Origin of the sequence: Rhizobium sp. AB2/73 (genome assembly GCF_020871915.1) — a bacterium.
Taxonomy (GTDB): Bacteria; Pseudomonadota; Alphaproteobacteria; order Rhizobiales; family Rhizobiaceae; genus Rhizobium; species Rhizobium dioscoreae.
Genome location: NZ_CP067072.1, coordinates 135,056 through 155,886, shown reverse-complemented (window position 1 = coordinate 155,886; position 20,831 = coordinate 135,056). Strand labels below are relative to the sequence as shown.

Sequence of the window (20,831 nt, the reverse complement as noted above, 5' to 3'; positions counted from 1 at the left end):
AGGCGCGGCTTCAAGCCTTACTTGACCTTCGGGTTCAACAGCGCGTCGATCTTCGGATCGCTCATGTTCGCCTTGGTGACGAGGTTGGCGCCGGTGTCGACATTGGCCTCGACCTTTTCCTTCTTGGAAGCAGCGAGCGCCGTTTTGATGCCGTCATAACCCATGCGGTAGGGGTCCTGCACCACGAGGCCGGCAAGAACGCCCGACTTCAGGAAGCCGACCGTCTTGTCGTCATTGTCGAAGCCGATGACCTTGATCTTGTCGCCGAGCTTGTTTTCCGCAATCGCTTGGCCCACACCCTGCGCCATGATCAGGTTGGAGGCGAAGACGCCGACCAGCTTCGGATTGGCCGTGATCAGGTCGGTCATGATGTTGAGACCGGTCGTGGCCTGACCGTCCGCATATTTGTCGGCAACGACCTTCAGGCCCGGATACTTGTTCTTGACCTCTTCCAGGAAGCCTTGACGGCGCTGGTCGAGAGAACCGACGCCCGGCAGGCTGGTGATGATGGCAATCTCACCCTCTTCCTTGCCGGTCATGCCCTTGATTGCGGCCGCAAGACCGTCTGCAGCGATACGGCCGCCCTGGACGTTGTCAGTCGTCAGGAACGAGACGAAGGACTTGGAATCGGCAGCGGAGTCGATACCGACGACCGGCACGGACTTGGCTGCTTCATCCACGGGCTTGCCGAGCGCCTTGAACTCGGTCGGCGAAATGACGACAGCGGCCGGCTTACCGGCAACGGCGTTTTCGAGAATGCTGATCTGGCCGTTGATGTCGGATTCCGACTGTGCGCCGAGTTCCGGCACCTTCACACCGAGATCCTTGCCCGCCTGACGAGCGCCGGCAAGAACGATCTGCCAGTAGAAGGATGTCGTATCCTTGACAATGATCGGAATGGTCACGTCGGCCGCGAAGGACTGCACGGGCATCGCCATCGCTATGATGGCAGCGCCGGCAAGGCCGGTAAAGCTGCGGCGGGATAGAAGTGACTTGGCAATTTTCATCTGCTTCTCCTCTCAACGCGCTCTGTTCTCCTGCACACCCGCCGCTGAACGCTTACGGCTCGGTATCGCAACGCCTTGCGGCATCACGCATCGCGCGGCGGAAAGGCCACCGACGCCAAAACAGGCTTTCCTCCTCTTCGAGGCCGTCTCTCCCGACGGCTCGATAGCTCCCAATCTGCTAGACTCTGACCGCCTCGTCTCCCAATGGAGGCGCGACCACAGTCAAATCTTCGAACTCCGCATAGAGACTATCGGGAAGCCTTGGCTCCACGAGCTGCATGTTGCGGACAAGACTTTCCGGCCTCGCCGTACCGATCAGTACCGACGCGACGCAAGGGCTGCGCAGCGGGAACTGAAGCGCCGGTTGGGCAAGCGGTACACCGTGCTTGCGGGCGATCTCCTCCATCGCCCCCACCTTGGCCAGAATATCCGGCGTCGCCGGCAGGTAGTCGAAATGCGCGCCAGGCACGGGGCCAGTCGCCAGAATACCGGAGTTAAAGACCCCGCCCACGATGAGCGACGTTCCCTTCTTCTCGCAAAGCGGCAGCAGCTCGGCAACCGCGGAGCGATCCAGCAGGGTATAGCGGCCTGCAAGCAGAATGCAGTCAATATCAGCCGCGTTCATCACATCCAGGCAGACCGGAACTTCGTTGACGCCGAGACCATAGGCCTTGATCGCACCGGACGACTTCAGCTCCTCCAGAGCTTTCAATCCCGACCCCAGAAGCTGCCCAAGGTAACGCTCGTTCAGGGCTTTGCCGTGCGTATAGCCGCCGATATCGTGGACATAGAGAATATCGATGCGATTGAGCCCGAGACGTGCATAGCTGAACTCGACCGAGCGCATGATGCCATCGTAGGAGTAGTCGTAATCGGCATCGAAGGGCAAAGGATCGACATAGCCGTAATTCGGCACCTTGTCGGTCGGCACCGGGCGCATGAGACGGCCGACCTTGGTCGACAGCACGTAACTGTCCTCGGGCTGGTCTCGCAGAAAATCGCCGACGCGGCGTTCGCCAAGGCCAAAGCCATACCAGGGCGCAGCGTCGAAATAGCGGATACCGCTGTCCCAGGCGGCCTGAAGTGTCGCCATTGCCTGGTCGCGCGGACAGGCACGATAGAGGCCGCCCAGCGCCGCAGCGCCGAAGCTGATCTCCGTGACCTTGAGGTCCGTCCTGCCGATTGTTCTTGTTTGCATCACCTCTCCCTTGTGATGGCTGTCACGCAATTTCCCATGAGCGCATTTCCGGCGCTCTTGTATCCCTGTCGGAACGATCCAAGCGGGCCGCTCCCATTCCTCCTTCGTCATTGGTGGCGGTCAGCTCCCGATAGTCCATCCACCAATTGATTTTGTTTTTTATCTACAATAAACATTTTGGTGTCAACGAGCAAATCGCCTGACGCCTTGGAGGAAGGTGGCCAGCGCGCTCCGTCAACACTCCTGCAATTGACTGCCATTCAATCATGGTTCAGACAGCGCCGCCGGTAAAGAGCGGCGACGATACGCGAGGGGGAAATGGCAAGGCAAAACACGCTCTTCAAGGAGGCGTACAATCGCTATGCGGCGCGCCTGAAGCCCGATACCGAGCTGCCGAGCGAGCCGGAAATCGCTGCCGAACTCGGCGTAAGCCGCAGTACGGCGCGCGCGATTCTCATGCGGCTAAGTGACGCCGGCATCATTCTCTGGAACAAGCGGCAAAAGACGGTACTGCGTCCACCGACGGAGGATGATTTCTTTCCGAAGGAAGAGACCGATTCATTGCACGACATCGTCGAACGCAGCTTCATGATGCGCATCCTGTCGGATGAGGCGCAGCCAGGCATGCAGATCAACGAGCTCGAGCTGGCGAGAGAGATCGGAACCGGCACGTCCGTCGTGCGCGAGTTCCTCATTCGCTTCAGCCGTTTTGGCCTGATTGAAAAACGGCCGAACAGCCATTGGATCCTCAAGGGCTTCACCAGCGAATTTGCCCTCGAACTTGCCGATGTGCGCGAAATGTTCGAGCTGCATTCCGCCGCCGAATTCGGCCGCCTGCCCGCCAATCACCGCGCCTGGGAGGATCTCAAAGCGATCGAGCAGGAGCATCACGCCCTGCTCGAGGATTTCGACGCGCATTACCGCGATTTCTCGCGTCTCGATGAAAAGTTTCACCTTCTCATCCATCGCGCCTCAAAGAACCGATTCATCGCCGATTTCTACGACGTCATCGCCATCATCTTTCACTATCACTACCAGTGGAACAAGACGTTCGCCCGCGAGCGCAATGCCCGCGCCGTGACCGAACATCTCGACTATATCGAGGCCCTGCAATCGCGCGACCAGCGAAGGATCGACGCCGCCTGCCGCAGGCATCTCGCCTCGGCGCGGCAGACGCTGCTACAGTCGATCCCCCAGGGTGGGGGCGAAATTGCCGGCTCGGTCGCCTGACGGCAAGAGCCGGCTGCTCGCTCACCTTGCAGTGAAGCTCAAGCTTTGGCTGGCAAAGCGCGGGGACGAGACTTCGAGGTTGATCGTCCCAGACTTGCCTGTCGCCTGCAACCAGAAGCCCGTGGTTCCACCCTGGAATGCCACCGTTTGCGGTCCGAGGACCTTGCCCGGGCCATCGATCTTGACCGTGATGGCTTCATTGAGAAAAGCCAGACGCGAGCCGGCCTGATCGAGGGCACGCACGATGACACGCACCGTGTCACGCTCACCCGCGCGCAGAGTATCGGCATCGGCTTCCACCTGCAGCGAGGTCGGCAGCGGATTGGCGACCATATGTTGCTGCGCTACCGGCTTGCCATTGATGTAACCGGTGAAATGCACGTCCTCCCACTCCATCCCCCATACGCCGAGTTCGTCCGGTGTGAAGGATCGATGATCGAAAACGACGGGAGGATGCGGCAGATGTGGGAAAGTTTCCCGGTCCGGACCGAGGCGCTTGGTCAGAGAGCCGTAGCGCAGTTCGACCTCGTCGCAGTTCGTCAGCACGATCAGCGGCAGCGCGCCGCCGATGTTGCGCTCGCCGCGCGCCCAGATCGTGACCGGCTTCATGACGATCTCTTCGGCGGGCTCGCACTGGCTAGCATAGACATAAGCGGCGAATTTCGGCTCGCGGAACATGTCCATCACGCCGTGATAGCAGATGCGGTCGCCCGAGCCGAAATCGCTATGGGTGTTGTAGTCGAACATGCACCAGCCGATCGCGCCTGAGATCGACGGATCACCATAGGCGGCATTCAGCACTTCCAGATGCCGGCGGACATGCTCGGCCTGGCGCTGCTCCTGGTCATAGATTTTCGTCGGATACATATGGCCGCCGAATTCGGTGATCAGATAGGGCACGTCCTTGGAAAGGCCGGTGTTTTCCTGCTGCGGCCTCAGCGGCGTGCGCGGGCGATTGGCGCCCGGCAGCTCCTCGTTACCGAGAATGAAATCATTCATCGTGTAAACGTCCTCAAGCATTTCGCTCTCGGTGATGTAGCGCACCCCGCCCGTCTGGCGCGTCGGATCGAGCTCGCGCGCCAGGCGGTTCGTCTCGGCGTAGAAATCGTGAGAATCCTGGGACTCGTTGATGCGCACTCCCCAGATGACGATCGAGGGATGGTTCCAGTCGCGTTCGATCATCCGACGCACGTTGCGGATCGATTCCTGCTGCCATTCCTTATCGCCGATATGCTGCCAACCGGGGATTTCCTCGAAGACCAAGAGGCCGATACGGTCGCAATGATCGAGGAACCATTTCGATTGCGGATAATGCGAAGTACGTACGATGTTGCATTTCAGCGTGCGCTTCATGATTTCGGCATCACGCTCTTGGGCGGAACGGCCCATCGCATAGCCGACATAGGGGAAGGCCTGATGGCGGTTGAGACCGCGCAGCTTCAGCTTCTTGCCGTTCAGCAGGAAGCCTTCCGCGGTGAAGCTCGCGGTACGGAAGCCAAAAGTCGCAGCAAGACGATCCGCGCCGTGCTCGCTCGCAAGCTCCACCTCGGCCGAGTAAAGGACGGGGTTGTCGAGTTCCCAAAGGGAAAGGCCAGAAAGGCCGCTAAAGCTGAGCTTCACGCTTTCACCCAACGTGTCAGCCTGGCCGGAAGCGATGGCTGCTCCGTCGGCAGAGCGCAAAGTAACCGTCACTCTCCCCTTGAAAGCGAGATTTTGCGGATTGGAGATGTCGCAACGCACCGTCGCGGATTTGTGGTCGGAAAGGACATCTGTCGTCTCGATCTTGATGTTGGCGAGCGAGACGGGCGCAGCGACCTTCAGCCAGACATCGCGATAGAGTCCGGCATAGGTGAGATAGTCGATCCGCCCACCGAAAGGCGGGATCTCGGGATTCTCGCTGCCATCGATCTTGACCGTGATCAGGTTCTCACCCTTCTGCAGACGGCCGGTCAAGTGCGCCTCGAAGGGCGTGTAGCCATCCTTATGAGCAACGATCTCCTCTCCGTTCAGATAGACGACGGCATCGGCCATGGCTGCATCGAAGATCAGCGATACCTCACGGCCGGCGAAAGCCTCATCCCAGCTGACGATTTTCTGATAGGTGAAGGCGCGCTGATAGGATTTCTCGTCGAAATAATTGAAAGGCAGTTCGGCAGCCGTATGCGGCAGAGTGACCTGCTGTCCATCCTGCGGGCGGCCGGCATCTCCGGGCGAAAACCCTTCATGAAACGTCCAGGATTCATTGAAGGCGACAACAGAACGCATATTCAATCCTATCGATTAAGCCCGTCGCATCGGATGACGAACAGATGTTGCTGGGAAGCCAGGCGCGCGGCGAGGCAGGCGGGACGCCGCGGGGCGATATCTATACAGGCTCGCCGCCGTTGCGCAATGCGACCGGTTGGCGGATTTCCATTTTCAAGACAGGCAAGCGATAGCAAGAATGCCGACCTATCACGGATCTATCGGCTCCGTGCATTCTTCGTCTCCTCGACCGGGCTGCGCACCGCGGCATACATGCCCGTCGTGCGGAACTCCGTCGGATTGATGCCGTAGATGCGGCGAAACACCTTGGAGAAATAATTGGCATCGTCGAAGCCCGACATGATCGCCACTTCCTTGACCGGAATGAAGGCAGCCTTCGTCAGCAGCTTCGCCGCGCGCTGCATGCGCTGCTGTAAAACGAATTCCGCGGGCGGCACGCCTTCGCTCTCGGCAAAGACGCGCGAAAAATGCGCGCGGCTGAGGCCGCCCACCTTCGCAAGCTCTTCGACCGGCAGCGGCTTGTCGAGATTGGCATTGATGTAGTCGATGACGATCTGCATGACGGATCGGTCGGCGGCAAAGGCATGCGAGCCGAAGACGTCGTCATAGAGCGCCATTGCCGCCTCATAGGCGATGGCCGAAGCCGAAGCCGGCGTCGTGGCGCCCTTGACGAGCCGAAGACTGCAATCGGCAAGATGATCGATGGTCGCCTGCTGTAGCTTCAACACAGGACCGGCTGCGGCGAGTATCAGGCGATGGATGCGCAGTGCTTCCTCGCCGTTCATGGAAATCCAGAAATACTCCCAGCGCTCCCCCTTCTCCAGCCAATAGCGGTGATTATGCGGCACAAGAACGAGGAGCGTGTCGCCGGCATTGACGCGATGATTGCGGCTTTCATAACGCAGGCGCCCGGTGCCACTGATCGTGTGCTGCAGCACGGTGAAGGGTGTCAGACCGCGCCGCCGTCCATCCCAATCATAGGGTTCGTCATAGCGCACTTCATATCCCGCACTGGTCGGCATGGCGTGCAATCGGTGGCGTCCACGCGGCAGCGAAACCGTCCGCATGACCTGTCCGTTGTCGATCAATTCTTGCAGCACAAAATTACCCTTAAAAGCATAATAGTTCTCTGTTCGCTTCGGCGATTATAGGCATAATCCCGCCAGAAAACAGCGCATGCTCGCCGGCGAGGAACGGCGATCGGAGGAAAAATCGGTATTCGGCCCGCTCCGCAATCGATGCGACAATGGGCGAAAATGCTGTCGATTTCCCTGCCGCTGCTTGTTCGATCGACTTGAAGGTGAGGATCATGAGTTTCAAAATCGCTATCATCGGCGCCGGCAGCGTCGGCTTCACGAAAAAGCTGTTCACCGACATACTCTGCGTGCCGGAATTCCGCGACATCGAATTCGCGCTGACCGACGTGAGTGAGCACAATCTGACGATGATCAAGGCGATCCTCGACCGGATCGTCGAAGCCAACAAGCTTCCGACACGCGTTACCGCCACCACGGATCGCCGCAAGGCGCTGGAAGGTGCGCGCTACGTCATCAGCTGCGTGCGCGTCGGCGGCCTGGAGGCTTACGCCGAAGATATCCGCATTCCGCTGAAATACGGCATCGACCAGTGCGTCGGCGACACGATCTGTGCCGGCGGCATTCTCTACGGCCAGCGCAACATTCCGGTCATTCTGGATTTCTGCAAGGATATCCGGGAAGTCGCAGAGACGGGCGCCAAATTCCTGAACTATGCCAACCCGATGGCGATGAACACCTGGGCAGCGATCGAATATGGCAAGGTCGATACGATCGGCCTTTGCCACGGCGTCCAGCATGGCGCCGAACAGATCGCCGAGGTGCTCGGCGCCAAGGACAAGCGCGAACTCGACTATATCTGCTCGGGCATCAACCACCAGACCTGGTTCGTCGATCTGCGCTTCAACGGCCGCAAGATCGGTAAGGATGAGCTGATCGCAGCCTTCGAGGCGCATCCGGTCTATTCGCAACAGGAAAAGCTGCGCATCGACGTCCTCAAGCGTTTCGGCGTCTATTCGACCGAGAGCAACGGACACCTGTCGGAATACCTGCCCTGGTACCGCAAGCGCCCCGACGAAATCAACAAATGGATCGACATGTCGGACTGGATCCACGGCGAGACCGGCGGCTATCTGCGTCACTCCACCGAGACACGCAACTGGTTCGAGACGGAATTCGCACAGATCCTCGACAGCGCCTCGCAGCCGATCGACCCCGCGCGCCGCTCCAACGAACATGCCAGCCATATTCTCGAAGCGTTGGAAACCAACCGCGTCTATCGCGGCCATTTCAACGTCAAGAACAATGGCGTCATCACCAATCTGCCCGCCGATGCCATTATCGAATCGCCCGGCTTCGTCGATCGCTTCGGCATCAACATGGTGGCGGGAATTACTCTGCCGGAGGCATGTGCAGCCACCTGCATATCCTCGATCAACGTTCAGCGTATGTCGGTTCATGCCGCCATCAGCGGCGATATCGATCTCTTGAAGCTCGCCGTCCTGCATGACCCGCTGGTCGGTGCCGTCGCCACGCCGGAGGAGGTCTGGCAGATGGTCGATGAAATGGTCGTCGCCGAGGCGCGCTGGCTGCCGCAATATGCCTATGCGGTTGACGGCGCAAAGGAGCGCCTGTCGCGGGGCAAGGTCAAGACGCGCGATTGGAAAGGTGCGGCAAGCCGCAGCGTACGCTCGATCGAGGAGTTGCGGGCAGAGAAGGCCGCGCTGAAGCAGGCCGGCTGACGAACAGCAGATCGGAAGACAATGGCTGCGGCGGCAGAGGGGTGATATCCCGCCGCAGCCGGCCGTCTTCCGTTTTACGGGAGGAACGCGACGCCTCGAACGGAAAGCTCGCGATATTGGGAGAGAGAACAAGATGAGACATTTTCGACCGATCGGCCTTCTCGCCGCATTGACGATTGCCACATCCGCGATCGCGATCAGCGCCTATGCAGCCGAGCCGACAGTGCCACCCGTTCCGCCGGTTTTTCCGGCTGAAGGCAAGATCAAATATGTCGAGCGCAACTCCATCCTGGAGTTCAAGGCTTTGCCGGAATACCACGAACCCGCCTGGGTCACGGACAAGTTCGTCAAGACCGGCAAGCTGCCGCCCGTCAAGGACCGCCTGCCGAAAGAGCCGCTGGTTTTCAAAACCGGCAACATGCCTGATGGTATCGGCGTCTACGGCGATACCATGCGCCATGTCATCGGCGGCCGGCCGGAAGGCTGGAACTACGGCGCCGGCCAGACGCAGGGCTGGGGCGGCATCGATATTGCCCTTTCGGAATGCCTGACGCGCACGGCTCCCCTGTTTCAGGTGGAAGCAAAGGATACCGAACCGCTTCCGAACCTCGCCAAGAGCTGGGAATGGTCGCCGGACGGCCATAAGCTCACCATGCATCTGATCGAAGGCGCCAAATGGTCCGACGGCGTGCCCTTCAATGCCGATGACATCATGTTCTACTGGGAAGACGAGGTTATCGACCCGAACGTTTCGCCGCTCGGCGGCGGCGCATCGCCCGAAGCTTTCGGCGAGGGAACGACCCTGAAGAAGATCGACGATTATACCGTCGAATGGACCTTCAAGGACGCTTTCCCGAAGCAGTATCTCTACACGATGGCCTATCCGAATTTCTGCCCAGGGCCGTCGCATATCCTGAAACCACAGCACCCGAAATATTCCAAGAACACCTACGATCAGTTCAAGAACGCTTTCCCGCCGGAGTACATGAACATTCCGGTCATGGGGGCTTGGGTGCCGGTCGAATACCGGTCCGACGATATCATCGTCCTGCGTCGCAATCCCTACTACTGGAAGGTCGACGAAAAGGGCAATCAGCTGCCTTACCTCAACGAGCTGCATTATAAGCTCTCGACCTGGGCGGATCGCGACGTGCAGGCTGTTGCCGGTTCCGGTGACTTTTCGAACCTGGAGCAGCCGGAAAATTTCGTCGCTTCGCTGAAGCGCGCCGCACAGCCCGATGCTCCTGCCCGTCTCGCCTTCGGTCCCCGCCTCATCGGCTATAATTTGCAGATGAATTTCTCCGCCAATGGCTGGGGCAGTCCGGACGAGCGGGCGCAAGCGGTGCGCGAGTTGAACCGCAATGAGGATTTCCGCAAGGCCGTTACCATGGCGCTCGATCGCAAGGCGCTCGGGGAGTCGCTGGTCAAGGGACCGTTCACGGCGATCTATCCGGGCGGCCTATCCTCCGGCAGCAGCTTCTATGATCGCAATTCCACGGTTTATTACCCGTTCGATCTCGCGGCGGCAAAGGCCGAGCTTGCAAAAGCCGGCCTGAAGGACACGGACGGCGACGGCATCGTCAACTTCCCGGCCGGCGTCAATGGCGGCAAGGATGTCGAGATCACGCTTCTGGTCAGCAGCGACTACACCACCGACAAGAGCCTTGCCGAGGGTGTCGTCAGCCAGATGGAAAAGCTCGGACTTCGCGTGATCATAAACTCGCTCGTTGGTCCGAAACGCGACGATGCCAACTACAGCGGCCGTTTCGACTGGATGGTCCGCCGCAACAGCACCGAGCTTGCCTCGGTCGTGCAAAATACCGAACAGCTTGCACCGGTCGGGCCTCGCACCAGCTGGAACCACCGCGCCCCGGAAAGCGGCCAGCTGGACCTGATGCCCTTTGAAAAGGATATGGTTGATATCGTCAACAAATTCACCACGTCGAAGGATAACGACGAGCGCGTGGCCCTGATGAAGCAGTTCCAGAAGATCTCGACCGGCCATCTCTACAATATCGGCCTGACGGAATATCCGGGAGCGCTCATCATCAACAAACGCTTCTCGAATGTTCCTCCAGGCACGCCGATCTTCCTGTTCAACTGGGCCGAAGATTCTATCATCCGCGAGCGGCTTTGGGTGGCGGCAGACAAACAGGGCAAATACGAGCTGTTCCCAGAGGAACTGCCGGGTGCCCCCGGCAGTGCCGGCCCGATCAAGTAAGGTCGCATGACGCAATCCCTTGGCAGCCGTCATGATGCCCGCTGCCAAGGGACCTGAAACATCCAGCGATCAGCTATCGCCGGGTTAAATGAAGCGCTGGCGATACCGTTCCTGGAGAATGGGACAGTCGACAGCATCAAGAGAAGCGAACCGTCCGATGTTACGATTCCTGCTCGTTCGCATAGCCTCCGCCATTCCCGTGCTCCTGATCTTGAGCGTGGTGACGTTTGCCATCATCCAGGCTCCGCCGGGCGATTATGCCGATTATATCCGCTCGCAACTGATGAACCAGGGCGGCGCGTCCTTCGAACAGGCCGACGCGCAAGCACAGGCCTATCGCAAGGAACATGGCTTGGACAAACCGATGATCGTCCAGTATTTCAACTGGATCGGTGGCATCGTCACCCAGGGCGATTTTGGCTACAGCATGGTCTACAACAAGCCGGTGGCCGATGTCGTCGGCGAGCGCCTGCCGCGAACGCTGGCCTTGGCGCTCGTGTGCCACATCCTGGCGTCCATTCTCGGCATCGGTTTCGGCATCTGGGCCGCAACGCGGCAATATAGCTGGATCGACAATCTGCTTGCCGGCATCTCCTTCCTCGGCATGACGGTGCCGCGCTTTCTGATGGCGCTTATCATCGTCTATCTCCTCGTCTTCCAGCTCAACGTCTCGGAGATCGGCAGCTTCTTCTCGCCGCAATATGGCGGCGCGCCATGGTCCTGGGCCAAATTCGTCGATCTCGTCAAGCATGTCTGGCCGGTCGTCGCGATCGCCACCTTCGGCGGTCTCGCCTATAACATGCGCATCATGCGCGGCAACCTGCTCGATACGCTGAATGCCCAATATGTGGAAACGGCGCGAGCCAAGGGCCTTTCCGGCGGAGCCGTCGTTATGCGCCATGCGGTGCCAAATGCGCTGCATCCTCTGATCATGTATCAGGGCGTGGTTCTGCCCTATATGCTGACCGGCGAAATCGAAACCGCGATCATCTTCACGCTGCCGACCGTCGGGCCGGCGATCGTCGGCTCGATGGCCGTCGGCGACGTCTACGTGACCGCAACCTTCATGATGGTGCTTTCGGCAACCCTCATCCTCGGCAATATTATCGCCGACGTGTTGCTTGCCCTGCTCGATCCACGTGTGCGTCAACAGGGAGGAATCCACTGATGCTCGCCTTCAGCAACTCCCCGCCGCCGCCCGAAGAGAAAATCAAGCAGAAGAGCGGCAATGAGAGCTACCTCGCCCTGGTCTGGCGTCGCCTGAAGCGCTCCTGGACCGGCATGGGCGGCCTTACTCTCGTCGTCCTGCTACTGCTGATGGCGATCTTCGCCGAATTCATCGCACCGCTCGACCCCAAGGCGACCGATACGGGCTTCGCGCCGCCGCAGGTCATCAGCTTTCACGACAAGGACGGCAATTTCGTCCTCCGGCCCCGGGTCTACGCGCTTGCCGAGACCAGCGATCTCGATCCGGTCACGTTCCAACCGATCGTCGGACCGGATTACGATCACCCTCGCCTGCTTGGTCTCTTCGTCAAGGGTGACCCCTATCATCTCTTTGGCCTGATCCCCGGTAACCGGCATCTCTTCGGCGCCACCGACGGCAGCCCCGTTCATTTCCTCGGCACGGACAAATTCGGCCGGGATGTGCTGTCGCGCGCCATTTACGGTTCGCGCATTTCCTTGATGATCGCCTTGACGGTGGTCGCCATCGTCACCGTCGTCGGCACCGCCGTCGGCATGATATCTGGCTATTTCGGCGGCACGCTCGATGCCTGGATCCAGCGTTTCGTCGAAGTGGTACTGGCTTTCCCGCAACTGCCGCTCTACCTGGCACTGACCTCGCTGATCCCCGTGACGGCTCCGACCAACGTCTTCCTCGCCTTCGTCATCGTCGTCATGTCGGCGCTCGGCTGGGCGCAGATGTCGCGCGAGGTACGCGGCAAGACGCTGGCTCTGGCGCGGATCGATTATGTCCGGGCGGCCATGGCGGTCGGCGCGACCGACCGGCGCATCATCCTGCAGCATATTTTCCCGAACGTCATGAGCCACGTCATTGTGACGGTGACGCTCGCGATCCCGAGCGTCGTGCTGCTGGAATCCTTCCTCGGCTTCCTCGGCTTTGCCGTCAAACCGCCGCTGATCTCCTGGGGTCTGATGCTGCAGGATACGTCGACCTATTCGGTCATCGGCTCCTATCCCTGGATCCTTACGCCCGTCGCTTTCGTTCTCGTCACCGTCTTCGCCTTCAACGCCCTTGGCGACGGCCTGCGCGACGCGATCGATCCCTATTGAGAGGAGAACGGATATGGCTCTTGCACTCGTCAATTCCTTCGCTCCCGACAGGCGGCTCGATGCCGCGAACAAGACAGCCGCACCTGTCATCGACGCCCGCAATATTGCCGTCAAGTTCAAGGTCGAGGACGGCATGGTCGATGCCGTCAAGGACATCACCTTCCAGCTTTACCGCGGCGAAACCATCGCCATCGTCGGCGAATCCGGCTCGGGAAAATCGGTGACCGCCCGCACGGTGATGGGCCTGCTGACCAAACGCGCCGTCGTCTCCGACAAGTCCGCCGTTCATTACGACGGCAAGAACGTGCTGAAATTCTCGGAGCGGGCGCGCCGGCAGCTGCGCGGCGACCGTATCTCGATGATCTTCCAGGAGCCGATGAGCTCGCTCAATCCGATCTACACGATAGGCAGCCAGATCGTCGAAGCGATACGGGTCCATCGCAAGGTCAGCCGCCGCGACGCGGAGAAGCGGGCGCTCGATCTCCTGAAGCAGGTTCAGATTCCCGATCCGGAAGCGCGGCTGAAGCAATATCCCCACCAGCTCTCCGGTGGCCAGCGCCAGCGCGTGATGATCGCCATGGCGCTCGCCAACGACCCGGACGTACTGATTGCCGACGAACCGACGACGGCGCTCGACGTCACCGTGCAGGCGCAGATCCTGAACCTCATCCGCAACCTGCAGAAGAAGCTCGGCATGGCCGTGATCCTGATCACCCATGACCTGACGGTCGTACGACAGTTCTCCGATTACGTCTATGTGATGCAGCATGGAGAGATGCGCGAGCACAATACGACGGAGGCGCTCTTTGCGCGCCCGCAGCATCCCTATACGCAGCACCTGCTATCATCGGAGCCGCGCGGCCGCGCGAAGCCACTGCCGCCAGATTGCGGTACCGTCCTCGAAGGCAAATCCGTCAAGGTCGCCTTCATGCTGCGCCACGGCGGCTTCTTCAAGCCCGACATGCGTGAACTCGTCGCCGTCGACAGTCTCAGTCTCGAGCTACGCCGGCACGAAACCCTTGGCTTGGTGGGTGAATCCGGCTCCGGCAAGACCACCTTCGGCCAGGCGCTGTTGCGGCTGATCGATGCCGATAGCGGCGAGATCTATTTTGACGGGCAGGCAATCCATGGCCGCTCGCGCGCCGAAATGCGGCCATTGCGCTCGCGCATGCAGATCGTCTTTCAGGACCCATTCTCGTCGCTCAATCCACGCATGACCATCGGCCAGATCATTTGCGAGGGGCTGATTGTCAACAATCTCGGTTCCAACAAGGCGGAGCGCCTGGAGCGCGTCAAGGAGGCACTGGTCAGTGCCGGCATGCCGGCCAACATTCTCTCGCGCTTCCCGCATGAATTTTCCGGCGGCCAGCGCCAGCGTATCGCCATTGCCCGCGCCATCGCGCTCGAGCCGGAATTCATTCTGCTCGACGAGCCGACCTCCGCGCTCGATCTTTCCGTTCAGGCCCAGATCATCGACCTCCTGCGCAAGCTGCAGGATGAAAAAGGCCTGAGCTACCTTTTCATTTCCCACGACCTCAAGGTCGTCCGCGCCCTTTGCCACCGCGTCATCGTCATGCAGCACGGCAAGATCATGGAGGAAGGGCCGGTCGAAGAGGTTCTATCGCATCCCAAGACCGCTTACACCGAACGCCTTGTCAGAGCAGCGTTCGAAGTAGCTTCGTAGCATCCCAGGAGATTTTGACATGACAGGTACTCCCAAGATCACCTTCATCGGCGCCGGCTCGACCGTCTTCATGAAGAATATCATCGGCGACGTCTTGCAGCGGCCCGCCCTTGCCGACGCCAGGATCGCGTTGATGGACATCAATCCGCAGCGGCTGGACGAAAGCGCCATCGTTGCCCGCAAGCTGGCTTCGACGCTGGGCACCTCCGCGACGGTCGAAACCTTTACCGATCAGCGCAAGGCGCTCGACGGCGCGCATTTTGTCGTCGTCGCTTTCCAGATCGGCGGCTACGAGCCCTGCACCGTCACCGATTTCGAAGTGCCGAAGAAATATGGCCTGCGCCAGACGATCGCCGACACGCTCGGCGTCGGCGGCATCATGCGCGGCCTGCGCACGGTTCCGCACCTCTGGAAGATTTGCGAAGACATGCTCGCCGTCTGCCCGAACGCGATCATGCTGCAATATGTGAACCCGATGGCCATCAATACCTGGGCGATCGGGGAGAAGTACCCTGATATCAAGCAGGTCGGTCTTTGCCATTCGGTGCAGGGCACGGCCATGGAACTGGCGCACGATCTCGACATTCCCTACGACGAGATCCGCTACCGCTCGGCCGGCATCAACCACATGGCCTTCTATCTCGAATTCGAGCATCGTCAGCCGGATGGTTCCTATCGTAATCTCTATCCGGATCTCGTCCGCGCCTATCGCGAAGGACGCGCGCCGAAGCCCGGCTGGAACCCGCGCTGCCCAAACAAGGTGCGCTATGAAATGCTGACCCGGCTCGGCTATTTCGTCACCGAAAGCTCCGAGCATTTCGCCGAATACACCCCCTACTTCATCAAGGAGGGCCGCGAGGACCTGATCGAGAAGTTCGGCATTCCGCTCGACGAATATCCGAAACGCTGCATCGAGCAGGTGGCGCGCTGGAAGAACCAGGCCGAGGAATATCGCACGGCGGAAAAAATCGAGGTCAAGCAGTCGAAGGAATATGCTTCCTCGATCATCAATTCGGTCTGGACCGGCGAACCCTCCGTCATCTACGGCAATGTCCGCAACAATGGCTGCATCACCTCGCTACCTTATAATTGCGCGGCCGAAGTCGCCTGCCTGGTCGATGCCTCCGGCATCCAGCCGACCTATGTCGGCGACCTGCCGCCGCAGCTGACGGCGCTCATCCGCACGAACATCAACGTGCAGGAGCTGACGGTGAAAGCTCTCATGACCGAAAATCGCGAGCACATCTACCATGCCGCCATGATGGATCCGCACACGGCAGCCGAACTCGATCTCGACCAAATCTGGTCGCTGGTCGATGAGCTGCTGGCTGCCCATGGCGACTGGCTGCCGGAATGGGCGCGCGGCAATCGCAAGGTTCAGGCCGCGTAAAGCCACTCTCTCCCGGCTTGCGGCCCAAAGGGCCTCGCGGCGGCGCCGCGGGGCCTTACATTTTTAGCTTCCAGGAAAAGATGAAAATCCAAAATGCAGCGAATGATGCCGTCATAACAGATGGCAAAGCGGGATCGACTGCGCTAGAAACGCTCGCAGTTTGGAGGAGACGAACGACATGGCCAGCTCGAACACATTCACCACCGGCACATTCGTCGGCCGCATCTGGCGCCCGGATGCGCAAGGCCCCGCTCTCGTCACGCTTCGCGACGGCACGCTCTATGACATCACCTCGAAGGAAACGCCGACCATTCGCGACCTTCTGGAAAAAGACGATCCCGTCGCCTTCGTCCGCGCGCAGAAAGGCGAGGCCATCGCAAATCTCGACGATTTGTTGGTTGCAAAGCCTGATGCCACATCCGCCCACCTTCTCGCCCCCATCGACCTGCAGGCGATCAAGGCCTGTGGCGTCACCTTTGCCCGCTCGATGCTGGAGCGCGTCATCGAGGAGCGCGCGGCCGGCAATCCGGATCTAGCCGAAGCGATCCGCGGCAAGGTGACCGCACTGATCGGCGACAGCCTGCGCAACTTGAAGGCCGGTTCAGCGGAAGCGGCCAAGGTCAAGGCGGCGCTGATCGAGGAAGGTGTCTGGTCGCAATATCTCGAAGTGGGCATCGGACCGGACGCGGAAGTCTTTTCCAAATCGCAGATAATGTCGTCTGTAGGACAAGGCGCCGATGTCGGCCTGCATCCGATCTCCAAGTGGAACAATCCCGAGCCGGAAATCGTGCTGGCGGTCGACAGCCAGGGCCGGGTCAAAGGCGCGACCCTCGGCAACGACGTCAACCTGCGCGACGTGGAAGGCCGATCCGCCCTGCTTCTCGGCAAGGCCAAGGACAACAACGCCTCCTGCTCGATCGGGCCGTTCATCCGTCTGTTCGACGAGACCTATAATCTTGATGACGTGCGCAATGCCGATCTCGATCTGAAGGTCGAAGGCGAGGACGGCTATGTGCTGCATGGGCGCTCGTCGATGAAGGAAATCAGCCGCGATCCGCTCGATCTCGTCTCCCAGACCATCGGCCGCCATCATCAATATCCGGACGGCTTCGTGCTGTTCATGGGAACGCTATTTGCCCCCGTCGAGGATCGCGACACGCCCGGCCAAGGCTTCACTCACAAGGTCGGCGACATCGTCACCATCTCCAACGACAAGCTTGGAGCGCTGCGCAACCGCGTGCTGCTGTCGACCGAATGCCCACCCTGGACCTTCGGAGCCTCGCATCTGATGCGCAATCTGGCCCGGCGGGGATTGATTTGAAACACCAATTATCGGGCGCGAAACTGGGAAAGCCAGTTTCGCGTTCAACTCGACGGTTTTGATGGATGCAAGATTGCCGCTATCGCTGAGAAGAAATCGGCGTTCATATCGGGCCGCGCATATTTCGGAATTGAGTTCGCCATATTGAAATGGGGCGCCCGCCTCTCAAAAGCACGAGCACCGGCTCCCTCAATCTCAATGAGTGGACATCGATTGCGGCTGGTCGAGGCGGCTGCGCACAGCGGTCAGTTCCGAAGTCGTGTGGTTGAGGCGATCTGCGAGCACGCGCATGATCTCGACGGCCATCTCCGGGAAATCGCTGAGCAGCTTCAGGAAATGCTCCTTGCTGATCTTCAAGGCTTCCAGCCTGGAAGTCGCTTTCACCGTGGCTGTACGGGAGACATCGCAGAGGATGGCAATTTCGCCGACGATGGAATTGAGGTCGACTTCGGCAACCTTGATCTCGCCGGCTGGGCTATCGACGAGAATATCAGCAGTTCCTGAAAGAACAACATAGGCCGCATCACCTTGATCGCCCTGATGAAACAGGGTTTGGCCAGCATTGTAGCTGACCCGATCGGACGTAAACGCCAAGAGTTTCAATTTTGCGGGTGCAATGCGCGAAAAAATCGGCACCCGCTTCAGCATTTCAACTTCGTCCTTCAGAAGCATGAGCTTCGGTACCCCCAGTGTTCGGCCCCAGACGCCACTGTCGAGATAGGATATTACGATAACAGTTCTTTGAACATACCGTTTTTCTCTAAAAGATCGGTGGTGGAGCCATTTTCGACAAGGCTGCCGTGATCGAAAACCATGACACGGTCGAACAATTCGGCAAAACTGGGGTTGGAGAGAACCCAGATGATCGCCGGCGCATAATCGCCGCTATGGAGTTCGCCCAGAATGGCTCTCGCGATCTGATCCTGGACGCGGTGGTCGAGTGCCGGCAGCGGGCGATTGCAGATGATGTAATCGGCTCGTTTCAAAAGGGCGCGACCGAGATTGAGTTTCTGGCGCTGCACGTTGGTCAGGCGCTTGCCGCCCGAGCCGACGTCGAAATCCAGCCCGATCGACAGAACTGCATCATGCATGCCGAGACGCCCGAACACATCATACATGATCTGATGGATACGCTCCGGCGCATTCGCCTGCTGATGCGCGATGCGCCCGAACAGCACGTTGTCCATCAAGGTGGCAGACGCAGTGAAGCGCTCCGGATCGTAGCGCTCGATGACCTTGGCGAGATCGGCGGGAATATTCTCGTAGAACTTCGCGCGCGCCTTCACGATCTTTTCCATGAGCACCTGCGTCAGAAGGCCGAAGCGGTGACGCGGTTCGATATAGGAGAAGCTCAGCCGGATGATGGCCGCACGCTCATCGTCGGTAGCCGCCTCATAGCCCTTGCCGTTGAGCTTCTGCAGCAGCGCCTCATAGGCCGGGATGTCTTCCGCCGTCATGAAGGTCAACTGCTGGAAGAACGGATGGTCCGGCGGCAGGTCCGTGAAGAGTTCGACTGCGTTTTCGGCGATCTCCAGGCCCATATCGTACAAATCGGATACCAGACCGGTCTCGGCGAAAATCTGCCGGAAATAGGGATGAGCCGCCAGTTTGCGATTGGTCATCTGCGGCCGCTTCAGCGTACCGAACAGCAGATTTTCACCAACGGTCGCTTGCGGATTATAAGCATCGAACTCGAAGGGAACCACGAGATCCGCGAGTTTTTCCTCCTCAAGCCGCGACCGCAATGCCTGCCGCAACTCGACGATGCGCGATATCAGATCCTGATGTGCCGTGGCATCGACATTCGAGCGCAAGGCCATGTCGAAAATATCCTGCGACATGGCGACGGCATCGAGAACCGGACGGATGGCGGAATAGATATCATCCGGTCCCGTCGCCCCGGCGGCGGCATAGTCCACCCAATCGCTATTGAGATCGAATTCCGGATTGGCTGCACGCCGTGCCTCGGCCATGCTCCACTTGACCTTTGCCGCCTCATCTTCGCTGTAGACAGGGGCAACGAGCGGCGCATGCTTGAGCCCATAGAGGAGATTGCTGCGCAAAGTGCCGTGAAAGAAGAACGTTTCGGACGAGGCATAGGCGATGCGTCGCCCGATGAGCGATTCCGGCAATTCCAGAATATCGTGGCCGTCGATCGAGATGCGGCCGCTATCCGGCCAGATCAGGCGTCCGAACGCCTCTGCAAGATATTCGCCGCCGGCACCGCTATCGCCGACGATCGCCACCCTTTCGCCGGGATGAATTTCAACCGAAACGTGGTCCAGCACGCGCGCGCCGCTGTCATCGACGATGGTCAGATTGGTCGCGACGAGAGAATGGGTGATACGGGCCGCGGGCGCGGGCGAAACCGCCTGGATTTTCGGATCGATCAGATGATCGACGCTGAACTGTTCGACCACCTGATTGTATTTTACCTGAACGTCCTGACGCGACTGATCCCAGTCGATCAGCTCCTTCAGCGGCCCGGGCAGATCCTTGTAGGCATTGATGACGGCGACGAGCTGACCGATGTCCAGGCGACCCTGCAGCGCCAGGAAGCCGCCGATCAGATAGAACAGGAACGGCGTTACCTGAGCGAGGAAGTTATTGATGAATTTGACAAGGAACTTCCACTGGTAGAGATCATAGCGGATCGAGAAGATCAATCCGAGCCGGTGCGCAATATCGGCGCGCTCCAGGTTCGTGGTATCGTTGGCGTGGATAGTGCCGATACCATCAACGATCTCACCGACGCGGCCGGAAAGTTCGCGCGCCGTCAGCTGCCGCTGGCGCCCGAGTTCCAGGAGCCGCTTGCGCATACGTGGAATGACGATGGCCTGCACCGCAACGATGGCCGCGGCAATCATGCCGAGCCAGAAATTCTGCATGATGATGAAGACGAGCGCCGTTACCGCCTGGCCGCCGAGAAGGGCGGGCTGCACGAAGGCATCGCCGGTAAAGCCGCCCATCGGCTCCACCTCGTCCTTGATCATGGTGGCGATTTCGGCGGGCTTGACCCGCTTGAAGTGCGACGGCGGAAACCGCAATACGCGGTCGATCAGCTCGAATCGGATGCGGCGGAGCATGCGCTCGCCAAGCCGTCCCTTGTAGGTATTGATATAGAGTTTGAAGAGGCCATTGAGCACGACAAGCGCCAGAAACACCATGCTTAGCGCGACGAGCATCGACATGCGCGTCAGCTGCACGCCTTGAAAAATCTCGACATGGCCGATGAGCGGCACATTGAAAGCAATGTGCATGAAGGTCTGCGTATCGCCGGGATGTTCGAAACCTTTGCCCTGGATAGGCCCGTTGACGATCTGCTTCGGCAAGTCGAAGGCCAGGAAGTACGGGATCATCGAGGCCGCGACGACGAGCAGTATCCAGACCTGCTCCAGCCGGGTATTCGACCAAATGTAACGCGCTAGGCTTTTTTCCATTGCT

The 20,831-nt window shown here is 59.6% G+C and carries 15 protein-coding genes; 8 read left to right on the top strand and 7 right to left on the bottom strand.

Annotated features, from left to right (window positions below):
* Window positions 1–17: 17 nt before the first annotated feature.
* Window positions 18–1,007: an ABC transporter substrate-binding protein gene (locus I8E17_RS20390; RefSeq protein ID WP_069610312.1), complete on the bottom strand. Its 990-nt coding sequence runs from the start codon at window positions 1,005–1,007 to the stop codon at window positions 18–20.
* A 178-nt stretch (window positions 1,008–1,185) separates the two neighbouring features.
* Window positions 1,186–2,205 (bottom strand): aldo/keto reductase, encoded by a 1,020-nt coding sequence (locus I8E17_RS20385; protein ID WP_069610311.1) that lies wholly within the window; start codon window positions 2,203–2,205, stop codon window positions 1,186–1,188.
* 318 nt (window positions 2,206–2,523) lie between these two features.
* Between I8E17_RS20385 and I8E17_RS20380 the strand changes: the two genes are divergently transcribed.
* Window positions 2,524–3,435 (top strand): GntR family transcriptional regulator, encoded by a 912-nt coding sequence (locus I8E17_RS20380; protein WP_069610310.1) that lies wholly within the window; start codon window positions 2,524–2,526, stop codon window positions 3,433–3,435.
* A 21-nt stretch (window positions 3,436–3,456) separates the two neighbouring features.
* On the opposite strand, the gene I8E17_RS20375 is transcribed toward I8E17_RS20380, so the two are convergent.
* The 3 genes from I8E17_RS20375 to I8E17_RS20365 all read right to left on the bottom strand — a co-directional run bounded on the left by I8E17_RS20375 (window position 3,457) and on the right by I8E17_RS20365 (window position 7,020).
* The gene (locus I8E17_RS20375) at window positions 3,457–5,700 is read right to left on the bottom strand and encodes a glycoside hydrolase family 2 TIM barrel-domain containing protein (protein ID WP_069610309.1); all 2,244 of its coding nucleotides are present in this window, start codon (window positions 5,698–5,700) and stop codon (window positions 3,457–3,459) included.
* 197 nt (window positions 5,701–5,897) lie between these two features.
* Window positions 5,898–6,767, bottom strand: a complete 870-nt coding sequence (locus tag I8E17_RS20370; protein ID WP_307777820.1) for an AraC family transcriptional regulator — start codon at window positions 6,765–6,767, stop codon at window positions 5,898–5,900.
* Between the two features lie 43 nt (window positions 6,768–6,810).
* Complete coding sequence (locus I8E17_RS20365) at window positions 6,811–7,020, bottom strand: hypothetical protein (RefSeq protein ID WP_162750879.1); 210 nt, start codon at window positions 7,018–7,020, stop codon at window positions 6,811–6,813.
* Between I8E17_RS20365 and I8E17_RS20360 the strand changes: the two genes are divergently transcribed.
* The 7 genes from I8E17_RS20360 (at window position 7,010) to I8E17_RS20330 (ending at window position 17,387) form a co-directional block, all read left to right on the top strand.
* Window positions 7,010–8,476 (top strand): alpha-glucosidase/alpha-galactosidase, encoded by a 1,467-nt coding sequence (locus tag I8E17_RS20360; protein ID WP_069610466.1) that lies wholly within the window; start codon window positions 7,010–7,012, stop codon window positions 8,474–8,476. The two genes, I8E17_RS20365 and I8E17_RS20360, sit on opposite strands and share 11 nt — an antisense overlap.
* A 133-nt stretch (window positions 8,477–8,609) precedes the next feature.
* Complete coding sequence (locus I8E17_RS20355) at window positions 8,610–10,697, top strand: ABC transporter substrate-binding protein (protein WP_069610307.1); 2,088 nt, start codon at window positions 8,610–8,612, stop codon at window positions 10,695–10,697.
* 157 nt (window positions 10,698–10,854) lie between these two features.
* Window positions 10,855–11,865, top strand: a complete 1,011-nt coding sequence (locus tag I8E17_RS20350; protein WP_069610306.1) for an ABC transporter permease — start codon at window positions 10,855–10,857, stop codon at window positions 11,863–11,865.
* A complete protein-coding gene (locus I8E17_RS20345) occupies window positions 11,865–12,992 on the top strand; it encodes an ABC transporter permease (RefSeq protein WP_069610305.1) in 1,128 nt (375 codons plus the stop codon). Before I8E17_RS20350 ends, I8E17_RS20345 begins: the two co-directional genes overlap by 1 nt.
* 13 nt (window positions 12,993–13,005) lie before the next feature.
* Window positions 13,006–14,676 carry an ABC transporter ATP-binding protein gene (locus tag I8E17_RS20340; RefSeq protein WP_069610304.1) on the top strand — a complete coding sequence of 557 codons (1,671 nt, stop codon included), beginning with the start codon at window positions 13,006–13,008 and terminating at the stop codon, window positions 14,674–14,676.
* A gap of 19 nt (window positions 14,677–14,695) precedes the next feature.
* Complete coding sequence (locus I8E17_RS20335; RefSeq protein WP_069610303.1) at window positions 14,696–16,066, top strand: alpha-glucosidase/alpha-galactosidase; 1,371 nt, start codon at window positions 14,696–14,698, stop codon at window positions 16,064–16,066.
* Between the two features lie 178 nt (window positions 16,067–16,244).
* A complete protein-coding gene (locus tag I8E17_RS20330; protein WP_069610302.1) occupies window positions 16,245–17,387 on the top strand; it encodes a fumarylacetoacetate hydrolase family protein in 1,143 nt (380 codons plus the stop codon).
* Window positions 17,388–17,582: 195 nt separating this feature from the next.
* Here I8E17_RS20330 and I8E17_RS20325 read toward each other — a convergent pair whose 3' ends face one another.
* Both I8E17_RS20325 and I8E17_RS20320 read right to left on the bottom strand, forming a co-directional pair.
* Complete coding sequence (locus I8E17_RS20325) at window positions 17,583–18,059, bottom strand: Crp/Fnr family transcriptional regulator (RefSeq protein WP_069610301.1); 477 nt, start codon at window positions 18,057–18,059, stop codon at window positions 17,583–17,585.
* A gap of 53 nt (window positions 18,060–18,112) precedes the next feature.
* Window positions 18,113–20,827, bottom strand: a complete 2,715-nt coding sequence (locus I8E17_RS20320) for an ABC transporter ATP-binding protein (protein WP_069610300.1) — start codon at window positions 20,825–20,827, stop codon at window positions 18,113–18,115.
* Between the last annotated feature and the right edge of the window lie 4 nt (window positions 20,828–20,831).

Bases quoted from the DNA above. Each gene is read 5' to 3' on its own strand.
- I8E17_RS20390 (WP_069610312.1), bottom strand. From the start codon at position 1,007: ATGAAAATTGCCAAGTCACTTCTATCCCGCCGCAGCTTTACCGGCCTT.
- I8E17_RS20385 (WP_069610311.1), bottom strand. From the start codon at position 2,205: ATGCAAACAAGAACAATCGGCAGGACGGACCTCAAGGTCACGGAGATC.
- I8E17_RS20380 (WP_069610310.1), top strand. From the start codon at position 2,524: ATGGCAAGGCAAAACACGCTCTTCAAGGAGGCGTACAATCGCTATGCG.
- I8E17_RS20375 (WP_069610309.1), bottom strand. From the start codon at position 5,700: ATGCGTTCTGTTGTCGCCTTCAATGAATCCTGGACGTTTCATGAAGGG.
- I8E17_RS20370 (WP_307777820.1), bottom strand. From the start codon at position 6,767: ATGCGGACGGTTTCGCTGCCGCGTGGACGCCACCGATTGCACGCCATG.
- I8E17_RS20360 (WP_069610466.1), top strand. From the start codon at position 7,010: ATGAGTTTCAAAATCGCTATCATCGGCGCCGGCAGCGTCGGCTTCACG.
- I8E17_RS20355 (WP_069610307.1), top strand. From the start codon at position 8,610: ATGAGACATTTTCGACCGATCGGCCTTCTCGCCGCATTGACGATTGCC.
- I8E17_RS20350 (WP_069610306.1), top strand. From the start codon at position 10,855: ATGTTACGATTCCTGCTCGTTCGCATAGCCTCCGCCATTCCCGTGCTC.
- I8E17_RS20345 (WP_069610305.1), top strand. From the start codon at position 11,865: ATGCTCGCCTTCAGCAACTCCCCGCCGCCGCCCGAAGAGAAAATCAAG.
- I8E17_RS20340 (WP_069610304.1), top strand. From the start codon at position 13,006: ATGGCTCTTGCACTCGTCAATTCCTTCGCTCCCGACAGGCGGCTCGAT.
- I8E17_RS20335 (WP_069610303.1), top strand. From the start codon at position 14,696: ATGACAGGTACTCCCAAGATCACCTTCATCGGCGCCGGCTCGACCGTC.
- I8E17_RS20330 (WP_069610302.1), top strand. From the start codon at position 16,245: ATGGCCAGCTCGAACACATTCACCACCGGCACATTCGTCGGCCGCATC.
- I8E17_RS20325 (WP_069610301.1), bottom strand. From the start codon at position 18,059: ATGCTTCTGAAGGACGAAGTTGAAATGCTGAAGCGGGTGCCGATTTTT.
- I8E17_RS20320 (WP_069610300.1), bottom strand. From the start codon at position 20,827: ATGGAAAAAAGCCTAGCGCGTTACATTTGGTCGAATACCCGGCTGGAG.